General features: G+C 63.2%; 22 protein-coding genes. 9 read left to right on the plus strand and 13 right to left on the minus strand.

Going from position 1 to position 22,791, the window contains the following annotated elements; genetic code table 11:
- The first annotated feature begins 8 nt into the window (after positions 1 to 8).
- Positions 9 to 2,789: a DUF1156 domain-containing protein gene (locus tag Q0X18_RS11170; protein WP_297562369.1), complete on the plus strand. Its 2,781-nt coding sequence runs from the start codon at positions 9 to 11 to the stop codon at positions 2,787 to 2,789.
- On the opposite strand, the gene Q0X18_RS11175 is transcribed toward Q0X18_RS11170, so the two are convergent.
- From Q0X18_RS11175 to Q0X18_RS11195, 5 genes are all read right to left on the minus strand, one after another.
- Positions 2,790 to 4,658 (minus strand): glycogen debranching N-terminal domain-containing protein, encoded by a 1,869-nt coding sequence (locus tag Q0X18_RS11175; protein ID WP_297562372.1) that lies wholly within the window; start codon positions 4,656 to 4,658, stop codon positions 2,790 to 2,792.
- Between the two features lie 72 nt (positions 4,659 to 4,730).
- Positions 4,731 to 6,113: a carbohydrate ABC transporter permease gene (locus Q0X18_RS11180; RefSeq protein ID WP_297562375.1), complete on the minus strand. Its 1,383-nt coding sequence runs from the start codon at positions 6,111 to 6,113 to the stop codon at positions 4,731 to 4,733.
- Between the two features lie 10 nt (positions 6,114 to 6,123).
- Entirely contained in the window at positions 6,124 to 7,215 is a 1,092-nt protein-coding gene (locus tag Q0X18_RS11185) for a carbohydrate ABC transporter permease (RefSeq protein WP_297562378.1), read from the minus strand.
- 56 nt (positions 7,216 to 7,271) lie between these two features.
- Positions 7,272 to 8,504, minus strand: a complete 1,233-nt coding sequence (locus tag Q0X18_RS11190; RefSeq protein WP_297562381.1) for an extracellular solute-binding protein — start codon at positions 8,502 to 8,504, stop codon at positions 7,272 to 7,274.
- Positions 8,505 to 8,565: 61 nt separating this feature from the next.
- Positions 8,566 to 9,546 (minus strand): LacI family DNA-binding transcriptional regulator, encoded by a 981-nt coding sequence (locus Q0X18_RS11195; protein WP_297562384.1) that lies wholly within the window; start codon positions 9,544 to 9,546, stop codon positions 8,566 to 8,568.
- A gap of 197 nt (positions 9,547 to 9,743) precedes the next feature.
- On the opposite strand from Q0X18_RS11195, the gene Q0X18_RS11200 reads away from it, so the two are divergent.
- Positions 9,744 to 10,808, plus strand: coding sequence for a glucose-1-phosphate thymidylyltransferase (locus Q0X18_RS11200; RefSeq protein ID WP_297562388.1), 1,065 nt, complete (start codon positions 9,744 to 9,746; stop codon positions 10,806 to 10,808).
- A gap of 84 nt (positions 10,809 to 10,892) precedes the next feature.
- Positions 10,893 to 11,585, plus strand: a complete 693-nt coding sequence (locus Q0X18_RS11205) for a LysM peptidoglycan-binding domain-containing protein (RefSeq protein WP_297562391.1) — start codon at positions 10,893 to 10,895, stop codon at positions 11,583 to 11,585.
- A 171-nt stretch (positions 11,586 to 11,756) separates the two neighbouring features.
- Here the strand turns inward: Q0X18_RS11205 and Q0X18_RS11210 are convergent, their stop codons facing one another.
- A complete protein-coding gene (locus Q0X18_RS11210; protein WP_297562394.1) occupies positions 11,757 to 12,140 on the minus strand; it encodes a metallopeptidase family protein in 384 nt (127 codons plus the stop codon).
- 118 nt (positions 12,141 to 12,258) lie between these two features.
- Here Q0X18_RS11210 and mntR point away from each other — a divergent pair, with 118 nt between their 5' ends.
- Genes mntR through Q0X18_RS11235 form a run of 5 tightly spaced genes read left to right on the plus strand, consistent with a single transcriptional unit; the run spans position 12,259 to position 16,931 of the window.
- Positions 12,259 to 12,978 carry a manganese-dependent transcriptional regulator MntR gene (gene mntR / locus Q0X18_RS11215; protein WP_297562397.1) on the plus strand — a complete coding sequence of 240 codons (720 nt, stop codon included), beginning with the start codon at positions 12,259 to 12,261 and terminating at the stop codon, positions 12,976 to 12,978.
- Positions 12,965 to 13,930 (plus strand): metal ABC transporter solute-binding protein, Zn/Mn family, encoded by a 966-nt coding sequence (locus tag Q0X18_RS11220; protein WP_297562400.1) that lies wholly within the window; start codon positions 12,965 to 12,967, stop codon positions 13,928 to 13,930. The genes mntR and Q0X18_RS11220 overlap by 14 nt, the downstream gene beginning before the upstream one ends.
- A complete protein-coding gene (locus tag Q0X18_RS11225) occupies positions 13,927 to 14,694 on the plus strand; it encodes a metal ABC transporter ATP-binding protein (RefSeq protein ID WP_297562403.1) in 768 nt (255 codons plus the stop codon). Before Q0X18_RS11220 ends, Q0X18_RS11225 begins: the two co-directional genes overlap by 4 nt.
- A gap of 12 nt (positions 14,695 to 14,706) precedes the next feature.
- Entirely contained in the window at positions 14,707 to 15,840 is a 1,134-nt protein-coding gene (locus Q0X18_RS11230; protein WP_297562414.1) for a metal ABC transporter permease, read from the plus strand.
- Positions 15,837 to 16,931 carry a metal ABC transporter permease gene (locus tag Q0X18_RS11235; RefSeq protein ID WP_297562416.1) on the plus strand — a complete coding sequence of 365 codons (1,095 nt, stop codon included), beginning with the start codon at positions 15,837 to 15,839 and terminating at the stop codon, positions 16,929 to 16,931. The genes Q0X18_RS11230 and Q0X18_RS11235 overlap by 4 nt, the downstream gene beginning before the upstream one ends.
- A 1-nt stretch (position 16,932) precedes the next feature.
- Here the strand turns inward: Q0X18_RS11235 and Q0X18_RS11240 are convergent, their stop codons facing one another.
- The 4 genes from Q0X18_RS11240 to Q0X18_RS11255 all read right to left on the minus strand — a co-directional run bounded on the left by Q0X18_RS11240 (position 16,933) and on the right by Q0X18_RS11255 (position 20,151).
- On the minus strand, positions 16,933 to 17,583 hold the full coding sequence (locus Q0X18_RS11240; RefSeq protein ID WP_297562428.1) for a hypothetical protein: 651 nt from the start codon (positions 17,581 to 17,583) through the stop codon (positions 16,933 to 16,935).
- A gap of 20 nt (positions 17,584 to 17,603) precedes the next feature.
- Positions 17,604 to 18,062 carry a hypothetical protein gene (locus Q0X18_RS11245; RefSeq protein WP_297562431.1) on the minus strand — a complete coding sequence of 153 codons (459 nt, stop codon included), beginning with the start codon at positions 18,060 to 18,062 and terminating at the stop codon, positions 17,604 to 17,606.
- 54 nt (positions 18,063 to 18,116) lie between these two features.
- The gene (gene argJ / locus Q0X18_RS11250; RefSeq protein WP_297562434.1) at positions 18,117 to 19,259 is read right to left on the minus strand and encodes a bifunctional glutamate N-acetyltransferase/amino-acid acetyltransferase ArgJ; all 1,143 of its coding nucleotides are present in this window, start codon (positions 19,257 to 19,259) and stop codon (positions 18,117 to 18,119) included.
- A gap of 64 nt (positions 19,260 to 19,323) precedes the next feature.
- Positions 19,324 to 20,151, minus strand: a complete 828-nt coding sequence (locus tag Q0X18_RS11255) for an alpha/beta hydrolase (RefSeq protein WP_297562437.1) — start codon at positions 20,149 to 20,151, stop codon at positions 19,324 to 19,326.
- A gap of 123 nt (positions 20,152 to 20,274) precedes the next feature.
- Here Q0X18_RS11255 and Q0X18_RS11260 point away from each other — a divergent pair, with 123 nt between their 5' ends.
- A complete protein-coding gene (locus Q0X18_RS11260; RefSeq protein WP_297562440.1) occupies positions 20,275 to 20,901 on the plus strand; it encodes a hypothetical protein in 627 nt (208 codons plus the stop codon).
- Between the two features lie 30 nt (positions 20,902 to 20,931).
- On the opposite strand, the gene Q0X18_RS11265 is transcribed toward Q0X18_RS11260, so the two are convergent.
- The 3 genes from Q0X18_RS11265 to carA all read right to left on the minus strand — a co-directional run bounded on the left by Q0X18_RS11265 (position 20,932) and on the right by carA (position 22,785).
- On the minus strand, positions 20,932 to 21,372 hold the full coding sequence (locus Q0X18_RS11265) for a nucleotidyltransferase family protein (protein ID WP_308446050.1): 441 nt from the start codon (positions 21,370 to 21,372) through the stop codon (positions 20,932 to 20,934).
- Complete coding sequence (locus Q0X18_RS11270) at positions 21,369 to 21,512, minus strand: hypothetical protein (protein ID WP_297562446.1); 144 nt, start codon at positions 21,510 to 21,512, stop codon at positions 21,369 to 21,371. The genes Q0X18_RS11265 and Q0X18_RS11270 overlap by 4 nt, the downstream gene beginning before the upstream one ends.
- 106 nt (positions 21,513 to 21,618) lie before the next feature.
- The gene (carA, locus tag Q0X18_RS11275; protein WP_297562450.1) at positions 21,619 to 22,785 is read right to left on the minus strand and encodes a glutamine-hydrolyzing carbamoyl-phosphate synthase small subunit; all 1,167 of its coding nucleotides are present in this window, start codon (positions 22,783 to 22,785) and stop codon (positions 21,619 to 21,621) included.
- Between the last annotated feature and the right edge of the window lie 6 nt (positions 22,786 to 22,791).

The raw sequence follows: 22,791 nt of genomic DNA on the forward strand, positions 1-22,791 counted from the left end.
GAGTTAATATGAACCCAAAACGCCGCCTCATCGAGCACCGCTTACCCCTCAAGGAAATCTCGGAGGCCTCCGCCAAGGAGAAGTCCATCCGCCACGGCCACATCTCCACCCTGCACATCTGGTGGGCCCGCCGCCCCCTGGCCGCCAGCCGCGCCGCGGTGTTCGCCACGCTGGTGCCCGACACCGACGAAAACTACGAGCTGGTGAAGCAAATCGTCCCCTGGGAGGCCGTGAAGGACGGCAACAACGCGGCCATTCTGGAAGCCCGCCGCCGGGTGCTGGAGGCCAACGGGGGCCAGCCGCCCAAGGTGCTCGACCCCTTCGGCGGGGGCGGGGCCATTCCGCTCGAAGCCCTGCGCCTGGGCTGTGAGGTGTACAGCCTCGACCTCAACCCAGTTGCCCACCTTATCCAGCGGGCCACGCTGGAGTACCCGCAAAAGTACGGCCAGCCCGGCAGCCGCCCGGTGCCCGAGTACATCCGGGCCAAGGACAACGCCAAAAGCAAAGGCCGCCAGTCGCTGGACTTTGGCGAGGGGGACGATCCCCTGTCGGGACGTTCTACGCCCGTGCACCAGGGGGAGTGGGCAAGCAGCTACCAGCAAAACCCGCTGGCCGCCGAGGTGCGCTACTGGGGCGAGTGGGTGCTGGAACGGGCCAAGGCCGAGCTATCCGAGTTCTACCCCCCCGACCCCGACGGCAAAACCCCCGTGGCCTACCTGTGGGCCCGCACCGTCACCTGCACCAACCCCACCTGCCGGGCCGAGGTTCCTCTGGTGCGCCAGTGGTGGCTGGCTAAAAAAGACAAAAAGCGCATTGCCCTGAAGCCAAAGGTAAACACCGCGGCCAAGACCATTGCCTTCGAGGTGGTAAGCGTCGGCAAAAGCGAGGAGTGGCCGGAAGAAGGGACAATCACACGGGGTAGCGCCGTCTGCCCTGTATGCGGCAGTGCGGTTGCTAATGACTCGATTCGTCAGCAAGGCACTGAAGGTCGGATGGGGCAAAGACTCCTTGCTGTTGTGCTCTCTACGGAAAAGGATGGGAAATCCTATCGAACTGCAACCCCGGAAGACCTCCGTGTTTTTGAAGCAGCCCAAGAGCAATTAGATAAAACGCTGAGAGACCTGCAAAACCATTTTGTAGTGAACGAATCCCCTCTAAACCCATTACCCGACGAACCTATCAATGTTGCCGACAAGCGCAACTTCTGGGTTGGCGAGTACGGGCCGAATACTTGGGGCCAGCTCTTCAACCCCCGCCAGGCCCTGGCCCTGGTCACCTTCGCCAAATGGGTGCGCGAGGCCCACGCCGAGATGTTGAAGGTGGGGATGGATGAAGAGTGGGCTCGAGGGGTGGCGACGTATTTGGGCGTTGCCTTAGATAAGGTCGCAGACTATAACTCAAACATCTGCACGTGGGCCAATCATGGTGAGTACATCGGTCACACATTTGTACGGCAGGCTTTGCCAATGGTATGGGATTATGCTGAGACGGTTCCAATAGCAGAAACATCAGGAAACTGGGAAGGTGGAATTGACTGGAGCGTTCGTGTCGCTGAATCTACAGCTCTTGCATCACACAATGCTGCAAACGTTTTACGCGGCACTGCCACCCGCCTTCCTCTGGAAGATAACTCCCTGGACGCCATCGTTACCGACCCGCCTTACTACGATGCCGTTCCCTATTCCGACCTCTCCGACTTTTTTTATGTCTGGCTCAAGCGCACCATCGGCCACCTGTACCCCGAGCACTTCCGCACGCCCCTAACGCCCAAGCGCGAGGAGGCCGTGCAGAACCCGGTGCGTCACGGGGGCGACAACCAGAAGGCCAAGGAGTTCTTCGAGCAGATGATGAGCGAGGCCTTTCGGGAGATGCACCGGGTGCTAAAGCCCTCGGGCGAGGCCACCATTGTGTTTGCTCACAAGAGCACCGAGGCCTGGGAGACCCTTATTAGCGCGCTCATCAAAGCGGGGTTCCAGGTAGAGGCTTCCTGGCCTATGCACACCGAGATGCAAACGCGGCTGCGGGCGCGGGAGTCGGCGGCGCTGGCTTCGTCTACCTTCCTCAACTGCACCAAGCGGGAGGGGGGCGGGGTGGGCTTCTTTACCGACGTGCGCCGCGAGATGCAGGAGGCCATTCGTCCGCAGCTACTGGAGTTCTGGGAGGCCGGGATTCGCGGGGCCGACTTTTTTATGTCGGCCATTGGGCCGGGGCTCGAGGCCTATAGCCGCTACGACGTGGTCAGGCGGGCCGATGGGCGCGAGGTGGGGGTGGGGGAGTTTCTGGACGAGGTACGAAAAATTGTGCTGGAGTTTGCCCTCGAGCAGGTGCTGGGCGCAAAGGCCATGGGCATGGTGGATGGGCCTACCCAGTTTGCCCTCCTTACCCTGTGGGCCTACGGCTCCGAGCTACCCTCCGACGAGGCCCGCAAACTGGCCCAAAGCGCGGGGGTAGAGCTGGCCGAGCTGGGCAGCTTGGTGGAAGTCAAAGGGGAAAAAACCCGCCTACGCACCGCTAAAGAGCGGGCTCGAGACAAACACCTCGCCCAGCCGGGGTCAGACGGCATCGCCATTGTAGATGCCCTGCACCGCACCCTGCTTCTGATGCGCGAAGGCAAGCAGGCCATAGCCGACTACCTGTCCGAAGCCGGCCACCTGGAGAGCGAAACCTTCTGGCAGGTAGCCCAGGCCCTGGCCGAGGTGCAGGAAGGCAGCGAGGAGGGCCGCAGCCTCCAGGAACTCCTCGCGGTGCGGCAGGGCCTGCCCAGGCCCAGCAACGCGCGGCTGCTGTAGCTATACCCGAACCGTGCCCAGCGCCAAAAGGCCCTGCACCGGGTGCTTGCGGTTGATCTCCTGAATGAGCCGCAGCATATACACCACCGCCGCCGCGTCCCAGGCTTGGGGCCTACAGGAAGCCGGGTACGGCACCGGCGGTTCCCCTTCGTGCTTGGGGTAGCCCCCCACCAGCTCCGGCAGGCGCCAGTCGGGCTGGGTCATGGCCAGGCGGAAGAGCGCCTCCATGGCCCGCAGGGCTTCTTCGTAAAAGCCGTAGCGCACCAGTCCTCCAATCAATAGCGCGTTGTCGTGCGGCCAGACCGAGCCGTTGTGGTACGAGAGCGGGTTGTAGCGCACCTCCCCTGCGCCCAGCGTGCGCACCCCCCAGCCGCTAAAAAGCGCCTCGGAGAAGAGGGTCTCGACCAGTTGGGGGGCCACCTCCTCCGGCACGATGCCGCTCCACAGCAAGTGGCCGGGGTTGGAGGTGAGGATGGCCATGGGCCGTTTTTCCCCGTCCAGGCCGGCCGCGTAGGTGCGCAGTTCGGGCAGCCAGAAGGCCTGGTGGAAGCGGGCTCGGAGGGTCTGGGCTCGAGACTCCCATGCTTCGGCTTGACCGGTCTGGCCCAGCGCCCGGTAAAACGCCGCCGCAGACTGATAGGCCATATAGGCATAGCCCTGTACTTCGCAAACCGCAATGGCCCCCTGGGCCAGCGAGCCGTCGCGGTGGCTCTGGGAGTCGAAGGAGTCTTTCCAGGACTGCACCAGGTGGCCCTTCTGGGTGTTGGGGGCGTACTCCAGAAAGCCGTCCTGGTCGGGGTCGGCGTAGTCGGTCATCCAGGCCAGGGCCGCCTCCCAGTGGGGCTGCAAGCGGCGCACAAAGGCCATATCGCCGCTGTCTTTCCAGTACCGGTGCAGCAGAACGACAAAGAGCGGGGTGGCATCCACGGTGCCGTAGTAGCGGGCAAAGGGCACCTGGCCGGTGCGCGAAAGCTCGCCTAAGCGCATCTCGTGGATGATCTTGCCGGGGGTCTCGTCCAAAAACGGGTTCACCTCCCGGCCCTGGTACCTGGCGAGGTAGGTCAGTACCCCCTGGGTTACGTCGCTGGCCCAGGGCTGCATCATGTAGGCTGTCAGCAGGGAGTCGCGGCCAAAAGGGCAGACATACCAGGGAATCCCCGCCGCCGGGAACAGCCCTTCGGGCAGGGAGAAGAGCAAGGCCCGCAGGTCGGTGATGGCCTGCTCCAAGACCCGCTGGCTGCGTCCGCTTTCCATATGGAGGGGGAAGCGTTGCTGCCAGTCCTGGTAGCTGGGCAGGGGCGGGGTGTGGGGCTCGAAGGGGCTTTCGAAGCGGCCTTTCAGGTGCAAAAGAACTTTCTGTTTGGGTGCCAGGGCAAAGCGCCAGGTGTACACCGCGCCGCCCTCGAGCGCTGTTTCTTGAACGGGCGGGGGGTCGAAGGTGAGGCGGGTAGCCAGGCGCAGGCCGTCGGGAGCGGTGTACTCGAGGCCCTCCAGCCGCCGCTCCACCCTGTGCCAGCCCTTGGCCTCGAAAAGGTCGGCAAAGTCGGCCTGGGCCTGCAGGGCAATCTCCAAAGTATGGGCTTCCAGTGCGGTGTTCTCCAGTTCCAGCCGCTCCCAGAACCCACCCCGTTCCATCTGGAGTTCCCGCCGCACCCCCACCACCTGGTCGGGGCCCTTAATCCAGCTCCAGTGCTGCACCAACCGGTCGGGGCGGGGGCTATGCGAGAGCAGCAGGCGAAAGCCCGGCAGCACCCAGGTGTAGCTCGAGAGGTAGCGGGTATCGTGCCGGTAAAAGCCCTGCTCCCCTGCTTCCACCAGGCCCTGGTCTGATAAAACTGCGTAAGTATCGTCTTCTTTGAGCGGAAGCATTAATAAACCTCATTTAAAACGCACAGTTCCACACCTTCGATTCTGGGCGTGAACTAGCGACAGGCATCGGCCTCATCCCTTGAGCGCACTGGTGGAGACCCCTTCCACGAAGTAGCGCTGGAAGACCACGAACAAGATGATAATGGGAATCATGGAAAGGAAGGCGCTGGCCAGCATCAGGCCCCAGTCACCCGCCACCCCGTAGGCGCTGCGGAAGAAGGAAAGGCCCAGGGGCAGGGTGTAGCTGGCCTGCTGGCCCGAGAGCACCACCGCCGCCTTGAAGAACTCGTTCCACATGCCCTGGAAGGTTAGGATGGTCAGCGCCCCCAGCGCGGGCGTGGCTATGGGCAGGATGATGCGGAAAAAGGTGGTGACGGGGGTGGCGCCATCCATCAGGGCGGCCTCCTCGATCTCGCGGGGGATGGACTCGAAGAACTGCTTCATGATAAAAACCGCCCCGGCCCCCACCGCGCTCCAGACAATCATGCCCCACAGGCTCCCCAGCAGGCCCAGGTCGCGCAGCACCAGGTAGTTGGAGATGAAGGTGGCCTGGCTGGGCACGGTCATGGTAAAGACGATGAAAGCGAACAGATAGTTTTTGCCCGGCAGGTACATGCGGGCCAGGGCGTAGCCCCCCAGCGAGGCAAAGAGCAGGGTGGTGAGCACCACCGCCAGGCTCACAAAAAAGCTATTGGCCGTCCAGCGCAAAAAGAAGCTGGCCCCGGTGTTGGGGTCGCGGGCCTCGTTGAAGACCCGCACATAGTTGCGGAAAACATAGCCAAAGAAGCCCGGCGTCACGCTGTCCCAGCTCGCCACCCGTCCGCGGCGCTCGAGGCGGTTGGGGTCGAGGGTGGCCGCATAGTACTGCTGGCCCCTGGGGGCCTCCACATCCAGGGGCAGGCGGGGAATGGTCGGTTGGTTGGCCGCAGCATCGCCCTTGGGATAGCGGATGGTGAAGGCGTAGGTCACAATCTGGCCCGGCTGACCGCCCACCACCGCCGGACGGCGGCTCACCTCCTGCACCTCGGAAACCTGGGCGTACTGGGCCGCCTGCACCTCGTCGAAGATGGCCCCCAGGCCGGCCCCGGCCCGCCGGGTGGGCACCGTGACGGTAGGGGGCTCGGGCTCCTGCCCCTCCTCCAAAAAATAGCTGATCTGAAAGGGAATCTCGGCCCCAGGTGCAAACCCCCCCGTCCAGGGGTTACCCGCGCCCAACTGCCCCAGCCGCCAGGCCGCCGCCCAGTTTTTGGGCTGGGTCTGGGCAAAGCTGTAGCGGAAGGGCCACTCGAGGGGGTTGTCCTTCAGGCTGCCAAGAAACGCCACATAAAAGGGCCCGATAAAAAAGACCGCCAGCGCCAGCATGGCGCCATACACCCAGCCGGCCCGCGCCCAGCGCTGGCGGGCCAGGTGGCGCTCGTCCAGTTTGCGTACCGGTCGGATCGCTTTTGTCGCCATCCCGCACCCCCTAGTGGGCCTTCTCCGAGATGCCCAGGGCCCGCTGCAAAAGCACAATAGCGAAGGTCAGCCCGGCCAGAATCAGGGCCGCCGCCGAGGCCAGCCCCACCTTGCCCTCTCCGCTAAACACGTTGTTGTAGACGTAATAGGCCAGCACGATAATCGAGTCCAGCGGGGCCGCGTCGCCCATCAGGGCCACCTGGTCGAACATCTGCAAGGTGCCAATGAGCGACAAAGTAATCACCAAAAAGGTCACCGGGCGCAGCATGGGCACGGTCACGCTAAAGAACTGCTGCAACGGGGTTGCGCCATCGATGGAGGCCGCCTCGTAGAGGCTCCTGGGAATGTCCTGCAGACCTGCTAAAAAAATCAGCATCAGGGTGGGGATGGTGGTGAAGGTGTTAAGGATAACGATGCTCCAAAGCGGGATGGGAATCCCCAGAAAGCGGTCGGGGTTGGTGAGCCAGGTAAACTCGGGGGGACGGGCCTCGAGGGGCCGCACCACCCCCAGCCCCACCAGCCCCCAGGTGAGGGCCAGCGCCACCACCAGCGAGATGGTGGCCAGGGCCGGGTCGAGCCAGGGCACCGGCACCCCCCGCCAGCGTTCCCAGCCCACCTGCACCGCCTGGGCCAGTACAAAAAGGCCCCCAAAGGCCAGGAGCACCGGGGCCACCGAGCCGATATACCCAATAAAGGTGTTCAGGAAACCGGTTTTCTGGAAAAACCAGATGGCAATTACCGTCACGGCGGCCGAGGAGAGCACGCTGGGGATGTAGTAAACCGTGCGGAAAAAGGTAATCCCGCGCAGCCGCTGGTTGAGCACCGCCGCCAGGGCCAGCGCTAAGAGGGTTTGCAGGGTGGTGACCACCAGCATAAAGCTGATGGAGTGGGTGAGGGCAGCCAAAAAGCGCGGCTCGCGGAAAAGCTCCACGAAGTTCGAGAAGCCCACAAACCGGCTCGACTGCCCAATCAGGGTGGCATCGGTAAAGCTAAAGCCCACCGTGCGGACAAAGGCAAAGACGAAGAAAATACCCAGGTGAATCAGAAACGGGGCCAGAAACAGCAGCGCATACAGCGCTTCGGTTCGTTGCGAACGAAGCATGCACACCCCCTAAGGGCTGGAGCAGGGCCGGGCCCTGCTCCACAAATCAACAACCTTTAGCGGACGATGCGGTTCAGCTCGGCCTGGGCGTCGGCAATGGCCTGATCCACCGACTTCTTGCCGGTAATCACCGCCTGCAAGGCCTCGTTGATGGGACGCATCCAGTTACCCCCGTCCAGCGCACCAAACTTGAAGGGCAGCACCGCCCCGCCCACACCGGTCGAGCCCTGGAAGACCACCCGGTTCAGCTCGTTTTCCTTGCCGGGGCGCTGGAAAATGGGGCTGTTGGCCAGCGCGCTGCGGCTGGGCAGGGCCAGCCCACGGGAGAGAATCCAGTTCTGGGCCTCGGGGCTGGTGAGGGCCCGCAACACCTTGGCCGCCGCCTCCTTGTTCTTGGAGGCCGCGTTCATGCTCCAGGAGACCGTAAATATGAAATTGCCCCGCTGCTTGGTGACCGGGTCGAGGGGAATCAGGGTGGTGCCATAGCGCATGTTGGGGGCCTTGTCGCGCAGGAAGCCGCCGATCCAGGCCCCCTCGATAGCCACCGCGGCCTTCTCGGCCCCAAAGCAGCCGCCCGTCCAGCCCTCGCCCAGATCCTGGGCGTACTTACCGGCCCCATCCTTGACCAGGCTGGTGTACCACTCGAAGGCCCGGCGGAAGTTGGCGTCCAGCACGGTGCGGCCCTGGGCGTTGAAGGGCCGCCAGCCGGTGGCGTAGGCGAAGGCCCCGAAGCGGGCATGGTCGGCCACCACGCAAAGCCCGGCCACATCCTTGAGGGCAGCCTGTATGCGCTTGAGCTTGTCCTTGAAGGTCTCCCAGGTGTCGGTCTGGTTGAGGTAGGGCACCTTGGCTTCGTCGAAGAGGTCTTTGTTGAACTGCACAGCCAGGGTGTTGAAGTCCTTGGGCAGGCCGTAGACGTTGCCGCGCAGGGTGAAGGCATTCAGCAGGTTGCGGTTGAAGACGGCCAGTTCCTGCGGGGTGAAGTATTTGTTCAGGGGCTCCACCCGGCCCGAAGCGAACAGGGGCTCCGACCAAAAAATATCCACGTAAAAGAGGTCGGCAGCGGTGCCCGCCGAGAGGGCGTTGAGCAAAGCCGCGCGGTAATCGCCCTCGATGCCCTGGTACTCGGCCCGGATGCCCTCTTTCTCCAGGGCCGGGTTTACAATCTCCCGCACCAGGCTGCTGATGATGGCGGTATCGTTTCCGCCGAAACCTTGTAGCTTTACTACCGTTTGCGCCGAGGCCAGGCCCAGCATAGCCAGGGCCAGGGTTACGAGTATTTTCTTCATGGATTCCTCCTAAAGAAATGACGCCTTTAACCGATTTATCTGCTTCTGTTGGGATATCTTCCTACCCTCCCACCTCCTTCAGGCAGGTTGTGCCCCGTACCACCAGGCGCACCGGCACCCGCACCCCATAGGGGGGAACCCCCGCCAGGGCTTCTTTGAGCAGGCGGGCCGTGGTACGGGCAATCTCTGCGATCTCCTGCCGCACGGTGGTGAGCTGTTCGCCCACCTCGGGCAGGTCGTCGTAGCCCACCAGCGAGACGTCTTGTGGCACCCGCTGGCCCACATCCTCCAAGGCCGCCTGGGCTCCCACCGCCATCTCGTCGGAAGCTGCAAAAAGGGCGCTGAAGCGCAGGCCCCCTTCCCAGGCCTTGCGCACCACCCGGTAGGCCGTAAGGGTAGAAAAGTCGCCGTCCAGCACCAGCTCGGGCCGGTAGGGTACCTGGTAGGCCTCGAGCGCCCGTCGGTAGCCGCGCAGCCGCTCCCGTCCGGCCTGGTGTTGGGGCTGGCCGGTCAGGTGGGCAATCTCGCGGTGGCCGAGCTCGAGCAGGTGCCGGGTGGCCGCATAGGCCCCGCCCTCGTCGTCCGGCGCTACCCAGAAAGCCCCCGGATACACCCCCACCAGCACATGGGGCGTCCGGGCCTGGGCCAGGGCCTCGAGCCGGGGGTCGTGGTCGTGCGCCCCCAGCAGGATGTAGCCTTTGGCCGGTTTGAGGGGCAGGCCGGCGGGGTCGGTGGAGGTCTCCTCCAGGCGCAGCCCGGCCTGCCAGAGCGCCTCGGAAAGGTGTTCGAACAACAGCACAAAGTACGGGATGTAGCGCCGCACCCCAGGGGCCAGCAGTATGCCCACGGTGTCGCCCTTGCCGGTTAGTTCGCGGGCGGCCTGCATGGGCACGTAGCCCAGGCGCTGCACCACCTCGAGCACCCGGGTTCTGGTCTCGGGGTGTACCCCTGGCCGTTGGTTGAGCACCCGGCTGACCGTGCCAGTGGATACCCCGGCCAGGCGGGCCACATCTTGAATGGTGGGGGTTTGTTGGTGTTCCATAACCCGGTTTTTGTAATCGTTTACGAACTGTTGCTTGATAATAAATGCATCTAATATGGCCTGTCAATAGCAAGCAAATAAACTTTTGCCCCGGTATTTTGTAATCGCTTACAGTAGCTTGCAAACCTACCCAAGCCTCCGCTCCACAGCACATTGCACCAAACCCCTATAGAAAGCTTGATAAGATGAATCCCGAAATGAAAGGACTCATTCTCGCCGCTGGACGGGGTACCCGGCTTCGTCCCCTCACCCACACGCGCCCCAAGCCGGTCATCCGGCTGGCTGGCAAGCCCATCATTCGCTATGCAGTGGACAACCTGCTCGAGGCGGGCATTACCGAGGTGGGGGTGGTGGTCTCCCCCGACACCATCGAAGACATCAAGCTGGCCCTCAAAGATTGCTCAGGCGTGCAGATTACCTACATTGTGCAGGAAGAAGCCCTGGGCATTGCCCATGCGGTCGGCACGGCCAAAGACTGGCTGGGGCAGAGCCCTTTTGTGCTGTATCTGGGCGATAACCTCTTTCAAAAAGGCGTCAAGTCCTTTGTGGAAGCCTACCAGCCCGGCATAAGCGCGGTGATTGCCCTGGTGCGCGTACCCGACCCCCGGCAGTTTGGGGTGGCGGTGTTGGAACAGGGGCGCATCGTCAAGCTGCTGGAGAAGCCCAAAGAACCGCCTTCGGATCTAGCCGTGGCCGGGGTGTACGTATTCAGTCCGGCCATCATGGAGATTATTGCCAACCTCAAGCCCAGCACCCGGGGCGAGTACGAAATTACCGACGCTATTCAGGCCCTGGTGGATCAGGGCCACACCGTGCTGGGGCAGGAAATTGTCGGCTGGTGGAAGGATACCGGACGCCCCGCCGACCTGCTGGACGCCAACCGGCTCTTGCTGGTGGAGCAAAAAAGCCCCACCCCGGTGATCGAAGGGCAGGTACATGAGAGCCAGGTCACCGGGCGGGTGGTCATCGAAAAGGGCGCGGTGGTCAAGAACAGCACTATTCTGGGCCCGGTACACATCGCCCAGAACGCCATTGTCGAAGGTGCTTACATCGGCCCTTTTACCTCGGTAGGCCCCAACGCTGTGGTGCGCCAGGCCGAGGTGGAGTATTCCATCCTGGAAGATAGTGCCGTGGTCGAGGATGTGCCGCTGCGACTCCATGAGTGCATTCTGGGGGTTGGAGCCAGAGTAACCAGGCGCCAAAGCCTGCCCAAAGCCCACAAACTGGTGCTGGGCGACCTGAGCAGCCTCGAGCTGGCCTAGCCCCCACCAAGCATTGACCCCTGCCGGGCCGGCTTGCATAATCTTTTTACATACCCAGGGTATAGTCGCAGTTGGAGGTAGGTTATGTGGCCGTTTGGAAAGTCATTATCTGCTCGAGTTCAGGATGCAATCAACCAGTGGCCCCCCCTACAGGGGCTGGGCCTCAACATTCAAGAACAGGGCGGTAATGTTCGCATTACCGGCGCGGTGCCCCGCCAGCCCCATTTGTCGCTCCTGCAGGCTACGGTGGAGGGCGTCAAGGGGGTTAAGTCGGTGGATTTGAGCGGGGTGATTGTGGCCCAGCAGGAGGTCTCCGAGGCCGCCATTGCTACCGAAGAGGAGGCCATCCGCAAGGCCACCGAGGCCAGCAAGCTGGCCAAAAAAGTGCTGGCTACCCTCGAAGCCAACGGCGAACTCAAAGACGACCCCATCGCCGTGCTGCAAAAGGGCACCGGGGTGGTGCTGCAAGGCGCGGTGGACAGCCAGCACGAGTTCAACCTGGCCGTACAGCTCGCCAAGCAGGCCGGGGCCACCGAGGTGGATGCCAGCGGGCTGAAAGTGGTAGAGGGCGCTAAGGCCCGTTTTGCTGCCGAGCAGGGCGGGGTCAACATCCCCGACGAGTGGTACACCGTGCAGCCGGGCGATACCCTCTCGGGCATTGCCCTCAAGTTCTACGGCGATGCTTCCCGCGAAAGCTACATGAAAATCGCCAAAGCCAACAATATCGCCAACCCCGACCTGATTCGGGTGGGGCAGAAGCTGCAAATTCCCCGATAATATCGGTTCCGCTTGAATCCTTCACCTTTGGGTGTAATCGAGGTGAAAGATGCGAGTCGACCGAAGAGAGCAGGAGTGCATTCCGGCAGAAAAAACGATGCTGCCGGAATGCGTATAAAACTACTCACTCAAAAAGCCCCCGGATGGGGGCTTTTTTGTCAGCAGCGCAGCCTATCGGCCTTCCCGGTAACGCCTGAGGTTCTCTATGTCTTCCTGTACCAGGTCGTCCCGCCAGGCCAGCGACTCCAGGTGGTGGCGCAGTTCGTGCAGCAGGGTTTCCCAGATCTCGCCCTCCCAGTCGAAGTCGGGGTCTTCGGCAGCCAGTGCCGCAAAAGAGCCGTAAAACAGGGCAATGTGCCGCCCTATGCCCTCAAATCCCCCCAGCACCGAGGGATAGCCAGGGTCGTAGTACTCACCCAGCCATAGCAGTTCGGGTTCGTCGGGATCGGGTTTGAGGTGTTCCAACACGTGAAGGCCGTGTAAGCCTTGCTTGTACTCAGCTGGAATTTCATCCCACAGCCGCTCGGCTGTTTCGACAAAGGCCTCGTAGGTCATGGGGCCCAGTCTGGCACAGATGCTGTAGAACGACCGTGAGGATGGGCAAGCTTGACAGATTTTTAGTTATGCCTAAAAATAAGGGCCTACTGGGCTAGGTTTGCCTAAATCTCAAGCTATGAACAGGACTACCCACCACACCCCCCTCTCCGAGGCCCAGGAAGACTATCTAAAGCAGGTCTTGCTGCTGGGCAGTGGGGAGGGTATGGGCCGGCTCGAGGACACCTTGCCGGTATCCACCCAGTCGCTGGCCGACCGGATGCAGGTCAAGCCCGCCTCCGTCACCGGGATGCTCAAGAAGCTGGCCGAGCTGGGCCTGGTGGAGTACGAGGCCTACCGGGGCGTGCGGCTTACCGAGGCCGGCTACAAGGTGGCCCTCGAGGTGCTCCGCCACCACCGGCTCATCGAGGCCTATCTGCACCAGGCCCTGGGCTATGGCTGGGAGGAGGTGCACGCCGAAGCAGAAAAGCTCGAGCACCACATCTCAGAAGCCTTCGAACAACGCATCGCCGAGTGGCTGGGCCACCCTTCCCACGACCCCCACGGCGACGTCATCCCCAGCGCGGCCCTCGAGCTGCCCCCCACCACCCCCAACCTCCGCCTGGTGGCCCTGCAAAGCGGCCAGCACGGCAGGGTGGCGCGGGTGGCCACCCAGGATCAGGACGCGCTCAACCTGCTAGCCCGTCTGGGTCTTAAGCCCGGGGCTACGCTGCACCTGCTCGAGCAGGGGGCCGAGGGCAGCCGCATACAGGTGGGGGGCCAGCGCTACCTGCTGCCCACCAGCCTGGCCCAGGTGCTGTGGATACAGATCGAGGAGGATCGGGATGCAAATCCGTAACCACCTAAGACTTCTTGTACTGCTGGCCCTGCTGGCGCCGGGCCTGGCAACCCAGGCCGCCGCCCAGCCGGACAAAATCGCCCAGCTTCAACCGGTGCGGCAAACCCCGGTGCGGGTGGTGACCACGGTCAACTTCATCACCGACCTGGTGCAGCAGGTGGGGGGCGACCGCGTCCGGGTGGAGGGCCTGATGGGGGCCGGGGTAGACCCCCACCTCTACAAGGCCTCGGCGGGCGATGTGCGTCGGCTCCAGCAGGCCGACCTGGTCTTCTACGCCGGGCTGCACCTCGAGGGCAAGATGGTGGAACTGCTGGAACGCCTACCCAAGGCCATCGCGGTAACCGACGCCATCCCCCGCGAGCGCCTGATTCGGCCCGCTGGCGGCTTCCAGGGGCAGTACACCTACGACCCGCACGTCTGGTTCGATGTAACCCTCTGGCAGCTCACCATCAACCAGGTACGGGATGCGCTCAGCAGAGTAGACCCCGCCGGGGCCAACCGCTACCGGGCCAATGCCGAAGCCTACCGCAAGCGCCTCGAGCAACTGGATGCCTTCATCCGCCAGCAAATTGCCCAGGTTCCGCCCCAGCAACGGGTGCTGATCACCGCCCACGACGCCTTTAACTATCTGGGCAGGCGGTACGGCCTCGAGGTGCGGGGCTTGCAGGGCATCTCCACCGTATCCGAGGCCGGCACCCGCGACGTGCAGGCCCTGGCCGACTTCATCGTCGAGCGCAGGATTCGCGCCATCTTCGTGGAGTCCAGCGTGCCCCGGCGCGCCATCGAGGCGGTGGTGGCAGCGGTGCGGGCTCGAGGCTGGCGCGTAACCATCGGGGGTGAGCTTTTTTCCGACGCCGCCGGCAGCCCCGGCACCCCCGAGGGCACCTATGTGGGCATGATGGAGCACAACATCCGCACCATCGTGAACGGGCTGCTGGGGAGGGAACCGTGATCGCCCAGCCCAAAACCGCTCGGCACCCGGAATCCGGGGCCTCGAGCCCCCTCAGCGTGCGCGACCTGACCGTGGTCTACCGGGAGAAGCCGGCCTTGTGGGATGTGGATCTGGAAGTACCCGCCGGGCAGCTTTGCGCCATCGTGGGCCCCAATGGGGCGGGCAAATCCACCCTGATTAAGGCCGTCCTGGGGCTGGTGCCGGTGGCCTCGGGGCAGGTGCGTTTTTTCGGCCAGAGCCTGGAACAGGCCCGCAAACGCATCGGCTATGTGCCCCAGCGGGGCTCGGTGGACTGGGACTTCCCCACCAGCGTGCTGGACGTGGTGATGATGGGGCTCTACGGCCGGCTGGGCTGGTTCAGGCGGCCTGGGAGGCTCGAGCGCGAGGCAGCCCTACGCTGCCTGGAGCAGGTCTCGATGAGCGAGTTCGCCGAGCGGCAAATCTCCCAGCTTTCGGGCGGGCAGCAGCAGCGGGTGTTTCTGGCCCGCGCCCTGGCCCAGAACGCCGATCTCTACTTTATGGACGAGCCCTTCGCCGGGGTGGATGCCGTGACCGAGGAAGCCATCCTGCACGTCCTGCACCAGCTCAAAGGGCAGGGCAAAACCGTGGTGGTGGTGCACCACGACCTGCAAACCGTGCGCGACTACTTCGACCACCTGACCCTGCTCAACGTGCAGGTCATTGCCAGCGGGCCCATGGACGAGACCTTCACCCCCGAGAACCTGAAGCGAACCTACGGGGAGCGGATGCGGTGGGAAGCCTAAACGGGAGTGGGTATGTCCGACCTCCTGCTCATCTTTACCGACTACACCCTGCGCAACGTGGCGCTGGGCTCGGCCATGCTGGGGATGGTGGGCGGGGTGCTGGGGGTTTTTGCCGTCCTGCGCCGCCAGAGCCTGCTGGGGGATGTGCTGGCTCACGCCGCGCTACCGGGTATCTGCCTGGCCTTCATCCTCACCGGCGCCAAGGCCCCGCTCATTCTGCTGGTAGGCGGGGGCCTGGCCGGCTGGCTGGCCGCCTGGCTGGTGCTGGCCGTATTGCGCCATAGCCGCCTGCCCGAGGACTCGGCTCTGGGGGTAATGCTCAGCAGCTTTTTTGGGTTTGGCGTGGCCCTGCTCACCTTTATCCAGCACAGCAACAACGCCAGTCAGGCCGGGCTGGATCAGTACATCTTCGGACAGGCTGCGACCATTGTGGCCTCCGACGTGCTGAACTTTACGGTGCTGGGCGGGCTGGCCCTGCTCACCGTGGGCCTCTTCTACAAAGAGTTCAAGCTGCTGGCCTTCGACCCCGCCTACGCCCACAGCCTGGGCCTGCCGGTGCGGGGGCTGAACACCCTCCTCACCTCGCTAACGGTGCTGGCGGTCATGGTGGGGCTCCAGACGGTGGGAGTGGTCTTGATGGCGGCCATGCTGATTGCCCCGGCAGCCGCCGCAAGGCAGTGGACCGACCGGCTCAGCCACATGATTGGGCTTTCGGCGCTGTTTGGGGCGATGGCTGGGGTGAGCGGGGCTTTGATCTCGGCCACCCGCGAAAACCTGCCCACCGGCCCGCTGGTGGTGCTCTCGATGAGCGCCATCCTGCTGGTCTCGCTCTTTTTCGCCCCACTCAGGGGGCTGGTGTGGGACTGGGCCCGCACCCAGCTGCACCGCCACCGGGTGCGCCTCGAGCGCCTCCTGCTGGACGCCCACGTGCTGCACGCCCACGGAACCCTGACCCCGCAGGCCCTGGCAGAGCGCCGGCGCGAGCCGGTGGCAGTGGCCTTACAGAACCTCGAGGCCCTGCGGTCTTTGGGCTGGGTACAGGAACACCCGCAGGGCTTTATCCTCACACCGACCGGCGAACAAAAAGCCCACGAACTCGAGCAGGCCATGCGGGTTTTGCCGCATAGGGTGGAGGGCTCGTCATGAACGCCGACCTGGTCATCATCCTTACCGCCATCCTGGTCTCCACGGCCTCGGCCCTGGTGGGCAGCTTCCTGGTGCTGCGGCGCATGGCCCTGCTGTCCGACGCCATCTCCCACGCGGTGCTACCGGGCATCGTGCTGGCCTACTGGCTCTCCGGCGGCGAGCGGGCCACGTTGCCAGCTTTGCTGGGGGCCGCCGCCGCGGGCCTCGCTACCGTGGTACTGGTGGAATGGCTAACCCGCACCGGCAGGGTCAAAAACGATGCGGCCATCGGCATTGTGTTCCCTGCGCTGTTTAGCCTGGGGGTCTTGGCGGTCTCGCTTTTCTTCCGCAACGTACACCTGGACATGGACGCCGTGCTCTACGGCGAGATCGCCTATGCGCCCTTCAACACCCTGAGCCTGTGGGGCCGGGAGGTTCCCGAGTCGTGGCTGGTGATGGGCTCGCTGACCCTGCTCAACCTGCTGTTTGTGCTGCTTTTTTACAAGGAGCTCAAACTCGCCACCTTCGATCCCGGCCTGGCTGCCACGTTGGGCTTCGCCCCCGGTGCGCTGTACTACGGCCTGATGACCCTGGTCTCCTTCACCTCGGTGGGGGCTTTCCAGTCGGTGGGGGCCATTTTGATTGTGGCCTTTCTGATTATCCCCCCCGCCACAGCTTATCTGCTCACACAGCGCCTGCCGGTCATGCTTGCCCTGGCGGTGGGGGTCGGGGTGGTTTCCAGCCTGGCGGGGTATGCGCTGGCCATCTGGCTGGACGCTTCCATCGCCGGCATGATGGCTACGGTAGCCGGCCTCTGCTTTGCCCTGGCCTTCCTCTTTTCGCCCGTGGAGGGCTATCTCACCACCCGCCTGCGCCGGGAACGGCAGCGCCTCGAGGTCGCCGCCCGTCTGCTGGTCGCGCACCTGGCCCATCACAGCCAGCCGGTTCCCGAACAGGAGGTGCTCGAGGAGTTCGGTTGGAACCCCAGGTTTCTCGGGCAGGTCAGGGAAAAAGCCCTGCAAGCGGGCTGGCTCGAGGTGGTGCGGGAGGGGCTGCGCCCAACAGCGCGTGGCCTCGCCATGAGCAGCGCCCGGCTCGAGCTCAACCCATAGGTCAGCGACTCACATCCACGCTGGTGCGGTTGCCAGCCGCGTCCACGGCAATCAGGGTCACGCGCCGCACCGGCAGCTCCACGTAAAAACTGACCTCTTTGCCTTTGGGCAGCGACAGCGGGCTAAAGGTGCGGTCGTACTGCAAGGTAACCCGATCCACCCCGGTATCGTCCAGCACCCGCCCGGAGATTTGCAGGGTGGACTCGGTGCGGGCCGGGATTTCCTCCTCGGTGCCATCGGGCAGGGTGCGCTTGCGGGCCGGTTGCACCACGGTAACCACGCGCTCGGCCCGCTCGATGACGATCTGCGGGGGACGGGCATCCAGCACCAGCGGCAGGCGCACGGTGCGGGTCTGGCCGCTCATATCGGTGGCTTCCACCTTGATTTCCACCTGCCCCGACTGGGGGGCCTGCACCCGGAAGCTGAAGCGCACCAGCTTCTGCCCCCGGCTGGCCTCGGGAAGCAGCTCCTTTCCACCGGCTTTCACACTCTGCACGCCCACATCGTCGAGGGCGTACCCCTGTACCTGCAAAGAACGCTGGGAAAGCACCCCGCTTTTAGGCTGGGTGATGCCAATCAGGGGCGGCTGGGTATCTCCCGGCCGCTGGCATGCCGAAAGCAGCAATAAAAAAAGAAGGGGCGCGTACCGCACCCCTTCATCCTAACAGTTGCTCAGGGTCTGAAAATTAGGCCAGCCCGTCCGTTAAAGTCCAGGCCACCTACCCCTGCCACGCCACCTGTAAAGATGCCAAAGCCAACTTGGAGCTCGCCATAGACACTAAAGGGTTGTCCCGGAAAGGCATACTCGATACCCGCTAGACCATGAGGGAAGATGTAGATGCCGCCCACACCACTGAAGGTCCAAAAGCCCACCGAGGCTCCGGCGCCGGCGTACCAGCTCAGGTCAAAGCCCGGTGCAGCCGGGATGGCCTGCTCGAGCACGATGTAATCGGCCCCAGCCCCCAGCCCTGCGAATGCAAGGCCAGCCCCCAAGCGGAAGTTGCTGACCTGGTACTGCACACCAATCCAGGTCGGGAAGCCCGAGTAAAGGCCAAAACCATCCGACTGGGCCTTACCGAGAGAGCCAAACAGCAACGCAAACAACACAACCAAGGGTGCTACACGTTTCATCTTTTGCTCACCTCCAAGGGTAGTTTAGCACCTTTGCGTTATTTTTGCGTTACTCTAGGTGGTATAGAGCGCATTAATTCGCACGTAGCCCTCGGTAAGGTCGCATCCCCAGGCCGTTCCCTGCCCCTCCCCCAGCCCCAGGTCGGCCTCGACCAGCACTTCTTCGGCTTGCATGGCCTGGCTGGCCTGGGCCCGGTCGAAAGGGAGCACCTTCCCGGCATAGAGGGGAATGCCCTGCAGGGTAATGCGCACTTTGTCGGGCTCGAGCGCCACCCCCGCCTTGCCCAGCGCCATCATGACGCGGCCCCAGTTGGGGTCGTTGCCGTAGACCGCGCTTTTCCACAAAGGGCTGGCCGCTACCGACAGGGCGGCTTTACGGGCCTCTGAGTCGCTGACGGCTCCCGTCACCCTCACGGTCAGCAGCTTGGTAGCCCCTTCACCATCGCGGGCCAGCTTGCGGGCCAGCTCCACACAAACCCGCTCCACCGCCTGCCAGAACTCGGCTAAATCTACCGGCCCCGCCGCGCCGTTGGTCATCAGAACGGCCATGTCGTTGGTGGAGGTGTCGGTGTCCACGGTCACCTGGTTGAAGCTTTTATCCACCACGCCCTGCCAGCCCCGGCGCAGCTCTTCCTGGGGAACCGCCGCGTCCGAGACGATATAGGCCAGCATGGTGGCCATGTTGGGGGCAATCATGCCGCTCCCCTTGCAAACCCCCACCACCCGCGCCCCGCTCGAGAGGGTGGCCTCGGCCATCTTGGGCACCAGGTCGGTGGTCATGATGGCCTCCATAAAGGGGTCTATTTCCAGTCCCAGCCGAATCTGAGGCAAGGCAGCCTCGATCTTTTCCACCGGCAAGGGCTGCCCAATCACCCCGGTAGAGGCGGTGAGAACCATCTCAGGTGCAAGCTGTAGCTGTGCCGCTGCCAGTTCGGCCATGCGGGCATCGGCCCAGATGCCCTGCTCACCCGTGGCGCAGTTGGCGTTGCCAGCATTGACCACAATGGCTTGCAGACCCTGGCCGCTGCGTAGCAGTTGGCGGCCTCGAGCCACACAGGGCGCAGCGGCTTTGTTCAGGGTTCCCACAAAAGCCCAGTTACAGGGCGTTCCCGAGACCAGAAGGGCTAGGTCGGGCTTGCCAGAAGGCTTGATACCAGCCTGGGTTGCACCTGCACGAAAACCAATGGGGAGTCGCATAACAGCAGCATATCTTTTCCAATGGCGATTGGAAAAGCGAACGCGCCTACCGCCCCATCTCCTTCTAACCAAACAAGAAGCGCATCATCTCGGGGAAGCGCCGCGCCCAGTGGCCCTCGTTGTGCACCCCTTCTTTGTCTTCTACATAGAGGTAGTCATGGCCCGGCTGCCAGCCTTTTCGCAATAGCAAGCGGTGCATGCGCCGTACCCCTTCCAGGTAGCGGCGGCTGCTTACGTGGGAGAGGGTGAGTTCGCGGAAGCCCACATCCATGTAGAGCCTGCCGGGCACCTGAGGCGCTTTCTCCACAAAGTTGTAGATGGCCCCATCGGCAAACCAGAACGCGGGACTCACCACCCCGGCAATGCCAAAAACCTCGGGGTGCAGGTAATAGGCACACAAGCTGATAAAGCCGCCCATCGAAGAGCCCATCACGCCGGTATGCTCGCGGCCCGGCAGGGTGCGAAACTCGTCGTCTATAAAGGGCTTAACGGTCTCGATTAGGAATTTGAGGTACTTCTCGCCCTTGCCGCCGCCGTGCTTGGGGTCGCGGAAGGGGCTGTATTCGTTTAGGCGCTCCACCCCCATGTTGGGAATGCCCACCACAATGGCTTCTATCCCCTCTCGAGCCAGCATTTCCATGCTCTCGTCTACCTGCCACTCGCCCACATAGCTGGTGGCCTCGTCGAAGATGTTCTGCCCATCGTGCATATAGAGCACCGGGTAGCGGCGGCTGCTCTTACGGTAGGAAGGCGGCAGGTAGACCAGGATGTCGCGCTGGTTGCCCAGTTGTGGGCTGCGCAGGCCCTCGTACACCAGTACCTCTCCTATCACAGTGTGGCCGGGGCCGGTGGGGTACGGTTTCCATACTTGTGCCTGAGCGGAATAGCCCATTGGCGTATTGTACGGGCTTACCGCCAAAAGTCGAGCTCAAGCGAACAGGCGCACCTGAACGATTTTTTGAGCAATGTCAGATGCTTCCACATTTCCCTGAAGCTAAAAGCTCACATTGGTGGTATGAAAGCCTGGGTTTTTGGCCTGGTGCTATGGTTGGGCGGTCTGGCGCTGGGCAATCTTTGCTCGAGCCCCTTCTATCCCACCGACCCCAGCCTGCGCTGGCGCTACCGCGACCTGAGCAGCAACCAAACCTATCTCCAAACCTTTACACCCACCGGCCCCAGCACCCTGCTCGAGCAACGCCGCTACCCCGACCGCACCGAGACCACCCAGTGGGTGTGCACCCCCCAGGGTTTGCGCACCTTGCCAGAGGGCGAGCGGGCCATTCCGGGGGGTAGCCTGCGGTTCACCAGGTTGACGGGGGTGATCATCCCCAGTGGTGAAACCTGGCTGGTAGGGGGGCGCTGGGCCTACCGCTACGAGTTGAAGGGAAGAATCGCGTTTTTCGAGCTGAGCGGGTTTCTCGAGGTGGAAAACCGCATCGTTGCCAGAGAAACCATCACCGTGGCAGCTGGCCAGTTTGAAGCCCTGCGGGTCGAGGCTGTGTTTCGGGGCGAGTTTGGCATCGGCCTCAGCAGCAAGGCCACCTACTGGTTTGCCGAGGGGGTGGGGGTGGTCAAGCAGGTCAGCGAGAGCAATTTGGGTGGGCAGAGCAGTGAGCTGCTGGAGTTCAGGCGCAGTGGATAGCTGAGTATGTCCTGAAAGTACAGATCTAGCCTACGCGACACACTTCATGTCTCCCTCGAGCTCCTTACGAAGCCGGGGTTTGAGGCTTCTAAGGGTAGCCAGATCAACAGCCATACCAAGCCAGTCCTCGAGGGCCAGCTTGAGCCCTACAAAATCACGCAACGTGTAGCGCTCGAGTTCAACCACAAAGTCAACATCGCTGCCGGGCCGTGCTTCCCCTCTAGCCACAGAGCCCACCACATAAAGCTGCCTGACGCCAAAGGTATCGAGCTCGGCCCGGTGGTCTTTTAGGATATTTTCCAGCTCCGAGAGCTTTACAACATCATTGTAGCAAGGCTGCGCTGGGCAAGCTCTCCACCTCTGATTTTTGCTTGTCATGGAGCCCCCGCGAGAAGCGAAATAGCTGTTCGAGCGGGAAAACGCGGTATGCGGCAACAGTACCCGACCGCGTATCCGCCAACTCCACCTCATGTTCGTTCAACAACTTCAAAAACTCTTTGTAATCGCTCGAAAGCTGCATCGCCATGGTTGAGCCGCCGCAGAAACTCGATGTGATGAATGTGCTCGAGCGGGGTCTTGCTCCACCACAGGGGGCGGTCTTGAATTTCCATTTCCTCAGAAGCTCGAGAATACCTGAAGTTTGCGCTCGAGCTTTGGTTTCATGCCATCAGTCTAGCAGAGGGCTTATGGCCCAAATGAAACCTGGGCGGGCCTTTCCTAAATCCCCAAACCCCCCACGCGCTGCTTCTCCACCGGCGTCCCGGTCAGGCCGTTGAAGGCGTCCACCTCCTCTAAGAAGCGGTGGAACAGGTAGATGGAGTCGTGGGGGCCGGGGCAGGCCTCGGGGTGGTACTGCACGCTAAACACCGGGTAGCGCAGGTGGGCCATGCCCTCCAGGGTGCCGTCGTTCAGGTTGATGTGGGTGGGCTTGAAGTCCTTGAGGGTGTCGGGGTCTACCGCGTAGCCGTGGTTCTGGCTGGTGATCTCGATCTTGCCGGTGAGCAGGTTCTTGACCGGGTGGTTGGCCCCCCGGTGCCCAAACTTGAGCTTGAAGGTGCGCCCCCCAGCGGCCAGGCCCAGAAGCTGGTGGCCCAGGCAGATGCCAAAGGTGGGCAGGAGGCCCATCAGCTTCCAGAGGGTCTCGTGGGCGTAGCGGGGCATGCTGGGGTCGCCGGGGCCGTTGGAGACAAACAGGCCGTGGGGCTCCAGGGCCATGATCTGCGCGGGGCTGGTTTTGCCCGGCACCACGATCAGCTCGAAGCCCAGCTCGGCCATGTAGCGCATCTGGGCGTGCTTGATGCCGAAGTCCATCACCACCACCCGGCGCTGCCCCTTGAAGGTGGGAAACTGGTAGGGCAGCGGGGTAGAGACCTCGGGGGTCATGTCGCGCCCGTCAATGTCGGTCCATTTGCGGGCCTCCTCGCGCAGGGCTGTGATGTCCTCGGGGGTGAAGCGGTAGCTGGGCGAGCCGAAGTGGGTGGCGTGGGCAATCACGCCTTTCATCACCCCGCCCTCGCGGATTTTGCGTACCAGGGCGCGGGTGTCAATGCCCTCGAGGCCCATCACCCCGGTATCACGCATAAACTCTTCCAGGCTTTGCTGGGCGCGGGGGCCGGCGGTGTACTTGCTGAACTCCCGCGCCACAAAACCGCGCACCCAGGGCCGGTTCGACTCCATGTCGAAGACGTTCACCCCGTAGTTGCCCTGGTGGGGGTAGGTCATGACCACAATCTGCCCGTTGTAGCTGGGGTCGGTCAGAATCTCCTGGTAGCCGGTCTGGGCGGTGTTGAACACCACCTCGCCCACGCTCTTACCGCGGTGACCGAAGGCGTAGCCGTGGTAGGCGGTGCCATCTTCCAGAACCAAAACTGCGCGTTCTCTCATGCCAGC

Source organism: Meiothermus sp. (genome assembly GCF_026004075.1).
Lineage (GTDB): Bacteria > Deinococcota > Deinococci > Deinococcales > Thermaceae > Meiothermus.